9 protein-coding genes are annotated in these 6,576 nt (G+C 33.4%); 3 read left to right on the top strand and 6 right to left on the bottom strand.

What is annotated here, in order from left to right; all coding sequences use genetic code 11:
• Nucleotides 1-612 precede the first annotated feature (612 nt).
• Nucleotides 613-903, bottom strand: a complete 291-nt coding sequence (locus H1P_RS29690) for an alcohol dehydrogenase catalytic domain-containing protein (protein ID WP_144874537.1) — start codon at nt 901-903, stop codon at nt 613-615.
• Nucleotides 904-1,369: 466 nt separating this feature from the next.
• Between H1P_RS29690 and H1P_RS29695 the strand changes: the two genes are divergently transcribed.
• Nucleotides 1,370-1,882, top strand: a complete 513-nt coding sequence (locus tag H1P_RS29695) for a CHASE2 domain-containing protein (RefSeq protein ID WP_246142018.1) — start codon at nt 1,370-1,372, stop codon at nt 1,880-1,882.
• A gap of 177 nt (nt 1,883-2,059) precedes the next feature.
• On the opposite strand, the gene H1P_RS29700 is transcribed toward H1P_RS29695, so the two are convergent.
• The 5 genes from H1P_RS29700 to H1P_RS29720 form a co-directional block, all read right to left on the bottom strand.
• Nucleotides 2,060-2,845, bottom strand: coding sequence for a DUF928 domain-containing protein (locus H1P_RS29700; RefSeq protein WP_144874539.1), 786 nt, complete (start codon nt 2,843-2,845; stop codon nt 2,060-2,062).
• 46 nt (nt 2,846-2,891) lie between these two features.
• A complete protein-coding gene (locus H1P_RS29705; RefSeq protein ID WP_144874541.1) occupies nt 2,892-3,299 on the bottom strand; it encodes a hypothetical protein in 408 nt (135 codons plus the stop codon).
• Nucleotides 3,300-3,387: 88 nt separating this feature from the next.
• Entirely contained in the window at nt 3,388-3,567 is a 180-nt protein-coding gene (locus H1P_RS29710) for a DUF4278 domain-containing protein (protein ID WP_144874543.1), read from the bottom strand.
• A 300-nt stretch (nt 3,568-3,867) separates the two neighbouring features.
• Nucleotides 3,868-4,305 (bottom strand): cupin domain-containing protein, encoded by a 438-nt coding sequence (locus H1P_RS29715; protein ID WP_186376223.1) that lies wholly within the window; start codon nt 4,303-4,305, stop codon nt 3,868-3,870.
• A 75-nt stretch (nt 4,306-4,380) separates the two neighbouring features.
• On the bottom strand, nt 4,381-4,587 hold the full coding sequence (locus H1P_RS29720; RefSeq protein ID WP_144874547.1) for a DUF4278 domain-containing protein: 207 nt from the start codon (nt 4,585-4,587) through the stop codon (nt 4,381-4,383).
• A gap of 632 nt (nt 4,588-5,219) precedes the next feature.
• Between H1P_RS29720 and H1P_RS29725 the strand changes: the two genes are divergently transcribed.
• The gene (locus H1P_RS29725; RefSeq protein WP_144874549.1) at nt 5,220-5,612 is read left to right on the top strand and encodes a hypothetical protein; all 393 of its coding nucleotides are present in this window, start codon (nt 5,220-5,222) and stop codon (nt 5,610-5,612) included.
• Nucleotides 5,575-6,261, top strand: coding sequence for a tetratricopeptide repeat protein (locus H1P_RS29730; RefSeq protein ID WP_144874551.1), 687 nt, complete (start codon nt 5,575-5,577; stop codon nt 6,259-6,261). Before H1P_RS29725 ends, H1P_RS29730 begins: the two co-directional genes overlap by 38 nt.
• Nucleotides 6,262-6,576 lie beyond the last annotated feature (315 nt).

The following is a 6,576-nucleotide window of genomic DNA, read 5'->3' on the forward strand; positions in this document are numbered from 1 at the left end:
TTTCTTTTGGTGGAGTTAAACAAATTAGTAATCTTACTAGTGAGCGAAGTTATATTCTTCAGTTCTTTAGTTCTTTTTGTCGCCAATATTATCTACTCTCTTAAATTTTTCTGCGGAATGTCGGTTAAATATTTGGGAACTTCGCGGTAAGACTGATGGGATGGCTTCGCTACGCTATTTTCTTTGACAGCTTAGCTGTTAAGCATTTTATTTGACGAGACGAATGGGGACAGAGGAATGCGTGAGTTGCTTGTTGAGATTGACGGGAAGATGGAGAGATGGTTTGTATTTTAGTCTAATAAGATGCAGTTTAAATGTACATCAGCTTACTAACTTGCGTTGTCAAGAAAAACTTTCGGCAAATTCTACATGAATGCGATTACAGCCAAAATTATCGAGCAATTAATTTTCCTGTACCCAAAGCATTATAAAATCCCGCACTAAAAGCGATCGCGATCGGGTGCAGCAGAGTTAAAGTTTAGGTATAAAGAGTAAAGCTTGGTATCTGTTTGTTAAGTACGTAAATATAATTAAAATTTGAACTTTTTGACTGAAGAAAATTGGCGATCGCTTAAATAGTATTAATCTCTGAAAGCTAATTATAGCAGTAGTTTAAAGACAATTTGGCACGCTTGTGACAGCTTCCTTAGCTTTACGCCTTGTTTGCAGATTTGCTACATCTTTTCCTACTTCTGTAACCACCCCCACCACCTCATGAACAGCTACCAAGGGAAACTTACTAACTCCCCAGTCATTATCTCTCATGTGAATATCAGTGTGGCAAAGACCATTATGAGTCACCCAAACTTCTATTTCATCGTTTTTTAAAGGAGCGGTTTCGTATTGCCATTGTTGTAATTTGGCTTTGGGTTGTAAAGCTGCATAAGCTGTAAATGTTGACATTTTTCTACCCCAACTAATACCGTAGTAGATGCTATTATTCTGCTCCTCGTAGTTTTTTAATAACAGGGGAAAAGTTCAGATATTCTTTCAGGTAGATGAATTTTGGGCGGTGTTGACACCTGGATGTTGCGGTTCGGAGCTTCCAAGCTCTAAGCTTAAAAGCAAATCTTTACTGCTTAACAACTAAACGAAATATGTTTTAAGTTCTCAGCTCTAAGTTTGAGAATGTTCAAAGGCGATCGCTATAATTGATTTTTGCCTTAAGTCAAATATATTGTAATTAAGAATAAGTAAGAAGTCGCAAATATTTATTTTTGTCAAAGTTATTGTGAGGCTATTTTATAAGATACCTGAAACAATACCTGAATTTATCCTCTTGTAATAGTTTACCTAATTATTTTTAAATTAAATAATAGGCGTTGCTGATTCGAGGTATGAAATAAATAATAGTACTGTTCGGAGCTTCGTGGCTCGTCGTAAAGGTTTGTTTCGTTCTCCTGCCAAAATGCCAGGGGTTTTTATTCAAGCTAATATTACCAGTCAAATTATTAGTTCTGCAATCGATAATCGCCCTTTACTTCGTACTTATAACAAATTTATAGAATCTCTCTGGATACTATTGTGGGGAATTATTGGTGTGATTATAGCTTGGCATTTACGATCTATAGTGAAAATTTTGATTTATATTTTCATTATTAGTATTATCTTAATTATATTTTGTTATCGAGTATTTATTGTAGGTTGGTGGCTACCTCTAGTACCATCATTACTAACGTTAATAGCAACAGTAATTACAGCAGTTTTAATTACTAATAAGCAACGCGATCGCTTTTTGTTTCAACATACCTTAAAATTACTAATAGTAAAATCACAAACCGAGCCTCTTATAAGTAGAATAGCATTAGAATACTTCAAGCGATCTGAAAATAAAGATAATTCCTCTTTCATTGAAAAAGAAATTAAAAAATTATCAATTTAAGAGCAGAAGGCAGAAGGCTACTAAGTTAATTTAATAATTTATAAACTCCAATTAGAGGAGATCGAGTAATCAATACACCAGAAAAATCTCGATAAGCGATCGAGATAATTTATCTAAAAATATTAATACTATGACTTAATTGTTATTTTTTTTAATTTTTAAAGTTAAAATTTTAAGTTATTTGCCAATTATTGATTCATTAACAAATTCATTTAAACCACCAGATTGTAAATAATTAACCCAAATATTATTCCAATTATTTAAAGACGATTTTTCTGCTACTAAAATATCTAAGGTATCATACCAAATTCCTTGTTTGGCATAAGTAGCAGCTTGTTCTAAACCTATAGTAGAATTAGTTTGTGAGTCACCATTCCTAATTTGTGATTCATCAATTCTTTTAATTTTAGCAGTAACTACAGGATCGTTAGGATGAGGTTTATTCCCACAAACCAAAATTACCGCCCATTGATACTCTTTACCAATTTCTAAAGAAGGTGCATTATCTGACAATTTAATCCCCATAATTCCAGCTTTTGTTGTTAGAGGAATTGACTGTTGCCAATGAGGACTACTATCTTTTTCTTTAAGAGTTAAAATTATTTGTTGGGCTGAAGTTTGGGGAATATAAACCCAAAAAGTAGGACGTTCGACTACTGTTAAGCCATAGTTACCATGAGGTACAATAGCAGTTAGGTTAAGGCGCGATCGCTTTTGTTGTTGAGCAATAATATCCTGAGAACATACTCTATTTTGACGAGAAGCTGCACCCTCTGTCTCCTCTGGTTGTGATTCTTCGGGGGGAGGTTGGAATAAAACGGTAGTATTGATATCTGCGTTCTCGCTCTCAGCTAGGCTCTTTGAGATCTTAATTGGTATTAATAAGAAACTCAATAGGATTAACACACTAATCCGACCTAAATTATTGGTTGGTTGGTTGGTATAGATACTTTTGGGGAACATTTTTTATCCCTCTGGTCGAACTTATCATAATAGACTAGTCGTTTGGCTAAAATCTGCCTAGAGCGACCGCATTTTTGATGGTTAAAATCTCGATCTTGTCCGTTGACCAATCTAATGTTTGCAAACTTTGCACTCTCTTTAATTTTCTTTCAGATCTGAGCGTAGAGATTTTTTTGGTATCGAAAGTTGATAATGTTTGAGGTTTGGTAATTTTTGAATTAATTGGAGTGACTTTTAAAGAACGATGTAATTGAACACCACTTAATACTATTATTGTACTGATAAATCCTAAAGCGAAAATAATTCCTTTTGCATCAGCATGACTATTATTGGTATCTGCTAGTGTATGAAAACATTCTGCTTCAATGAGAGCCATAGTTTCGGGAACACTATTTAGCCGATAATACCCTGTAAATTCAAGCTCCGAAAAGAAATTAGATTTATCATCCATCATGGTTTTAATTACCGATCTCGATTTTTTATTTATCTATCTAAAAATAGTTGCAGGAAAATGTGACTTATGCATCATCTCGTATCAATCCTTAATTTTTGGAATAAACTACACCACGATATATTCTCAGACTTAATTGAGATTTGAAATTGTGAATCGGACGACGAAGAGCATAACTTTGTCCCCTAAAACGAGCAGTAATATCTGAGGGAATGGTTTCCACTGGCTGATTATAAGTAGAGTAAGTTTGTCCTAAAAAACGTAATTTCATAGTTTGATTCTCTTAATATTGTGTTGCTATATCTTGAATTTTATTTGCCGGTATTATGCGATCGGCTTAGAAGAATTTCAAGGGGAAAAATTCAGGTAAATTCAGGTGTTTTTGCAAACTTAAAACTTATTTACGAAAAATTCTAGTTTTACTAAAAGTATGTAATACCATTACTTGAAAGTAGTAAGAGAGATAAAAAATTAATTTTAATCGATTAAAAGTGTAAAAATCTTATTCTCTTGATACCCCAAAACCTACACCCAGTCTTAACTATTTGATATGTAATCAAGAAAAGTGTAACTACCTAATACCAGCCAATACTTGTAAATCTTGTTCGTCTAAAGATGCAGGAATCCCGTTACGAATTAACTCAGAAAAATCTTTATTAGGAACCATAATACAGAGGGCGTATAAACGTTCTAAACCTGTATTTTTTAGATAATGAGTACCTGTTTTTGGAATTAATAAACTATCACCACTATGCAAAGGAATTTCTTTTCCATCACAGACTGTAATCCCTTCACCTTTAAGAATAAAAAACATTTCTACTGCAAAATCATGACGGTGAGGAGGAGTTGCACCACCCACATCAAAAATTTCCACACAAACAGTTAATGAATTGTTAGCATTACTTGAATCAAAAATAATTGCCAGACGGTTAGTATCTTGAGAACTAATACGATAAGCTTGGTAATCCTTGGGAGATTTAACCACAGGAATCATACAGCATTTGTTCATTGTTGTGTATTTTAACATCTCAATTATTTTTCTACTTGTAATCTATTCAGAAAAGTTCCTAGCAACTTACAATAATTACTCCGAACTAAAAGCTTTTGTTTCCACAATGTAAGAAACACCACGATATTTTCTAATCCTTACGCTCAATTGAGATTTAACAATTTGAGTAGGAACACGAATAGCGTAACTTTGTCCTCGAAAACAAGCTATATGTTCTGAAACAACAGTTTTAATTAGACTACGATTGGCAGAATAAGCTTGACCTAAAAAGTGTAGTTGCATAATCTTATTTTCCCCTTTTTGAAACTGGTTTTATCTTAAAATTTTCTCAAAGCTAAAACATCTGAAAAAAGTCTCGAATCAAACCTCAACGAAAGTAATAATTGTTCTTCGACTTTCGTGCTACGTCTGAGTATATATATCTATAACTAAAGTCTTAACACTAGATCGTTTGACTGGTTTTATACAAATAAAAATGTCTCTGAAATCAATTATCGCGATCGCATTTGATTGAAGTAGCAAAAATCAATATTCAAAGTTTGTTCGTTACTATTGTGCGTTCTTACTTTAAATAGTACAAGAGGTAAAATTCAGGTATTTTCTGAAATGTTCGGAACAATTCAGTAAACACTAATTAGCTCGAAACAATTATAATCAAAGTAGTTTAGGCTGATTAGGGAATTAGAATCGATCCAAGTAATTAGACTAGAACTAATTTATTGACAACGAGTAATTAAATTAACTGTATCTTTCGTAGCTACATATTTTTTTACTTGATTATTTTTTGTATTTAGTGATAATGTTTTATTGAGCAAGTACTTACTTAAATAAATATTACAAAATTGGTCGAGAATACAATCATTTCTACCAACGCTTATTAATCACTAATCAAATAAAAATTGTAGGTAGAAAAGATGAAAAGAAAATCTTCAATTCAAGTTGCTTTTTCAATTATTTTACTATTGTTTTTAGTCATTACAACTGTAATCATTTCTCCTCAAGTTGCTTCGACTGAAGATACCTCAAATACAGCACTTAAATCTTTAGATACGGGAATAGAGTTTCAAGAACAAGGCGATTTAGATAAAGCAGCATCTTCATATCAAAAGGCGACCGCTCGTGTATTAGCAAATAGAGACATTAAAGTATTACTTGCTGCCAAACAAAATCTTGCCAAAATTAAAGAGAGCCAAGGCGATATTGAAGAGGCAAAAAAATTGTACGAAGATGTAGACGCTGTAATAGACGGATTAGAATTAGGATCTATTCTTGAATTTAACCGCAGCCCAAAAAGCGATCGCATCTAGCATCAAATTACTACAAACTCAATCTAAAAATACAACACAGCAACGTATTTTAGCTAATAGTTTAGATATTAAAGGCAGTATAGAGCGATCGCAAGGAAAATCACAAATTGCTTTAAAAACTTGGCAACAAGCAGAGAATATCTATCAGGAATTAGAGAATAATCGAGCAATAATTAAAAATAACATTAATCAAGCTCAAGCTTTACAAGATTTGGGTTATTATCGTCGCGCCAGCCAAAATTTACAGTCAATTAAAACTAAATTAATTAATGAGCCAGATTCGCCACCAAAAATGGCAGCTTTACTTAGTTTGGGAAATACTCTACGAGCCACAGGAAACTTAGAAAAATCTTTATTAGTTCTACAACAAGCATTCACAATAGCCGAAGAATTAAACCTAAATGAACCAAAAAATACTATCTTACTGAGTTTAGGTAATACTCTTCGTGTTTTGGGCAATACATTAGATGAATCACCAAATATTCAGGAAATAAATTTATCTACACCCTCATGTTTAGCTGCCAATAATTTAAACAATGCCACTATTTATTATTTACAAGCAGCTAACTGTTATCAACAATCCGTTTTATTTCCCAATTTATCCACACAAACCAAAGCACAATTAAATTTACCACGCCCTTCGGGCTGAAGTCAGGAGTCAGGAGTCAGCAGTCAGCAGTCAGCAGTCAGGAGTTAGATAAAGCCCGAAGTTGGTCTAAAGGCAAGGGCGCGTCGCCTGTGGTTTCCCAGGCGTTCATGTCGCCCGCTCGCCATTTTTAGGCGAAGAGAAACAAAATATATTCAAGTATTGAATCCTCGCTCCTTCGCCTCAGAGGTAAAACGACTGACATCACGACTTCAGATTTCTGACTTCGTGAATTAGTTTGGCTGTTCAACATCAAAATAAAGACTTTTTAAAATCACAATTGTCCGCTTCAATTCCCGATTTAATTGGCGAAATAAA

The sequence above is a fragment of the Hyella patelloides LEGE 07179 genome, assembly GCF_900659865.1.
GTDB lineage: Bacteria > Cyanobacteriota > Cyanobacteriia > Cyanobacteriales > Xenococcaceae > Hyella > Hyella patelloides.